The sequence below is a fragment of the Kitasatospora sp. NPDC007106 genome (assembly GCF_040634455.1).
GTDB lineage: Bacteria > Actinomycetota > Actinomycetes > Streptomycetales > Streptomycetaceae > Kitasatospora > Kitasatospora arboriphila.
Genome location: NZ_JBEYFP010000843.1, coordinates 1 through 2,458 on the forward strand (window position 1 = coordinate 1; position 2,458 = coordinate 2,458).

General features: G+C 72.3%; 1 protein-coding gene and 2 pseudogenes. All 3 read left to right on the forward strand.

The genetic code is table 11. The annotated features are described in order from the left end of the window. Positions 1-166: pseudogene (locus ABZ641_RS33110) on the forward strand (VWA containing CoxE family protein); the annotation flags it as partial. A gap of 46 nt (positions 167-212) precedes the next feature. Then, a complete protein-coding gene (locus tag ABZ641_RS33115; protein WP_344626900.1) occupies positions 213-1,325 on the forward strand; it encodes an AAA family ATPase in 1,113 nt (370 codons plus the stop codon). Beyond that, positions 1,322-2,458 (forward strand): annotated as a pseudogene (locus tag ABZ641_RS33120) (hypothetical protein); the annotation flags it as partial. The gene ABZ641_RS33115 and the pseudogene ABZ641_RS33120, both read left to right, overlap by 4 nt.

Below are 2,458 nucleotides of genomic sequence, written 5' to 3' on the forward strand. Positions count from 1 at the left end.
GGTGCACCGCTCCGGGGTGAGGTTCATCCCGGTCGGCTCGGTGACCAGCTCCGGCCGCCAGGAGGTCAACCCCTGGTTCCGGGAGCGCTTCAAGGCGCTCGGCACACCGGTGATCTCCGGCCACATCGGCAAGCTCGTCCACGAGCTCAAGAACTTCCTCGCCTAGGCCCCCGGGCCGGCACCCCCTCGATCCCTTCCCGAAAGGCCCTGCCATGTCCGACCTGTTGCGCGCCCCCGCCGAGCTCAAGTACGCCGAGGAGCTGGCCTGGCTGGAGTCGATCGACGACAACCCGAAGCCGTTCAGCTGGCGGCTCTCGCCGAAGATGGTGCGGCTGTTCGTCCTCGGCTCCGAGCGCTCCGACGGCCTCGACCGCGAGGTCGCGCAGAAGTGGTTCGGTGACCGCAGCATCGTCGAGCGCGCCATCGTCACCCTGGCCTCCGACCGCGGCCTGCTGCTGATCGGCGACCCCGGCACCGGCAAGAGCTGGCTGGCCGAACTGCTCGCCGCGGCGGTCTGCCGCGACTCCACCCTGGTCGTCCAGGGCACCGCCGGCACCACCGAGGACCACATCAAGTACTCCTGGAACGTGTCCATGGTGATCGCCAAGGGGCAGTCCCGGGAGTCGATGATCCCCTCGCCGATCATGACGGCGATGGAGTCCGGCGCGATCGGCCGCTTCGAGGAGCTCACCCGCGCCACCAGCGACGTGCAGGACGCGCTGATCTCGATCCTCTCCGAGAAGTACATCTCGGTGCCCGAACTCGACAGCGACGGCATCGTGTTCGCCAAGCCGGGCTTCTCCGTCATCGCCACCGCCAACAGCCGCGACCGGGGCGTCAACGACCTCTCGTCGGCGCTGAAGCGGCGGTTCAACTTCGTGCGCATCCCGGTGGTCACCAACAAGAAGAGCGAGGCGGAGATCGTCCGCTTCCGCACCGAGGAGCTGCTGCGCCGCCACTCCATCGAGCTGGAGGTGCCGCCCACCCTGCTGGACGTGCTGCTGCAGTCCTTCGCCGACCTGCGCGCCTCGGCCGCCGCGGCCGGCAGCGACGACGAGAAGCTGGAGTCGGCGCTGTCCACCGCCGAACAGATCGGCGTGCTGGAGGACGCCGTGCTGCACGGCAACTTCTTCGGCGAGCGGACGCTGACCGCCCGCACCCTGGCCTCCTCGCTGGTCGGTTCGCTGGCCCGGCGCGAGCCGGAGGACCTCGCCATCCTCAACAAGTACCTGCACGGCGTGGTCGAGCCGCGCGGCAAGGAGCAGGGCGGCGAGTGGCCGGAGTTCCTGGAGGGCGGCCGCGACGCGATCGCCACCCTGTCGTGACGGCCGCACCCGCGGGCGCCTTCGACCCGCTGCGGTCCCGGCTCCAGGAGGCGGCCGCCGAGTTCGCCGACGGTCCGGACGCCCTGGAGGGCATCCTGCTCGGCATCGTCGACGACGTCGACCGGGCGGTGCGCGAGCCGCTGGAGGTCTTCCCGGTCTGCCACCACTCGCCGGCCTCCGCGGTCGCGATGGCGCGCCGGCTGCGCGAGAAGCAGCCCAAGGTGGTGTACCTGGAGCTGTGCGAGGACATGGCGCCGCTCCTCACCGAGCTGCGCAACTGCCGCCTGCCGGTGGCCGTCCAGGCGTTCGCGACCGAGGTCGACGGCTTCCCCGCCGACTGGGCGCCGCTCTCGGTGGTCGCGCCGATCACCGAGGCCTCCGCCGAGTACCAGGCGATCGCGTACGCGCTGGACACGCCCGGCGTCGAACTCGTCCTGGTGGACCGCTCCTCGGACCACGTCTTCCAGTGGCAGCCGCGCGACGGCGAACCGGACGAGCCCGCCGACGCCGGTGCCGAACCGGAGGCGGCCGCCGCCGACGGGGAGGCCGCGCTGCACGGCGACGCGGTCGGCGTGGAGATCGGCGACCTCCGGCCGCGCTTCGCCGAGCTGGAGGAGCACCTGCTCCGGCACGGCAAGGTCCGGCACTGGTCCGAGTGGTGGCACCAGTACGTGGAGGTGCCGCTCGGCGACAGCGACCACGACACCTACCGCCAGGTCATGCTGCTGATCGGCAGCCTCTTCCGGCGGCTGGCGCCCGGCGACCCGCGCCGGGTCGCGGTCGACGAGGACCGCGAGCGGTACATGTGGACGAGGATGCGCGAGCACCTGGCCGCCACCGGCACCGACCCGGCCGACTGCCTGTACGTCTGCGGCGCCTTCCACGCGGCCAGCCGGGTCGCCGAGTTCGGCGTCGACGGCAGCGACGGCTTCGCGATCCCGCCGCGCTCGGCGACCCGCTGGCAGCACGGCCTGATCCCGTCCAGCCACGCCGCGATCGAGGCCCAGTTCGGCCTGGCCGCCGGCTCGGTGTCGATCGCCGCCGCGGTGTGGGCGAAGAACCTCCAGCGGACCGAGGTCCGGCCGTACCGCCTCGCGGGCCAGGCCGGCGGCGCGAAGGGCACCGGCCGGGCC

What these genes read in the sequence shown, in the direction of transcription:
- ABZ641_RS33115 (WP_344626900.1), top strand. Translation starts at nt 213, where the DNA reads ATGTCCGACCTGTTGCGCGCCCCCGCCGAGCTCAAGTACGCCGAGGAG.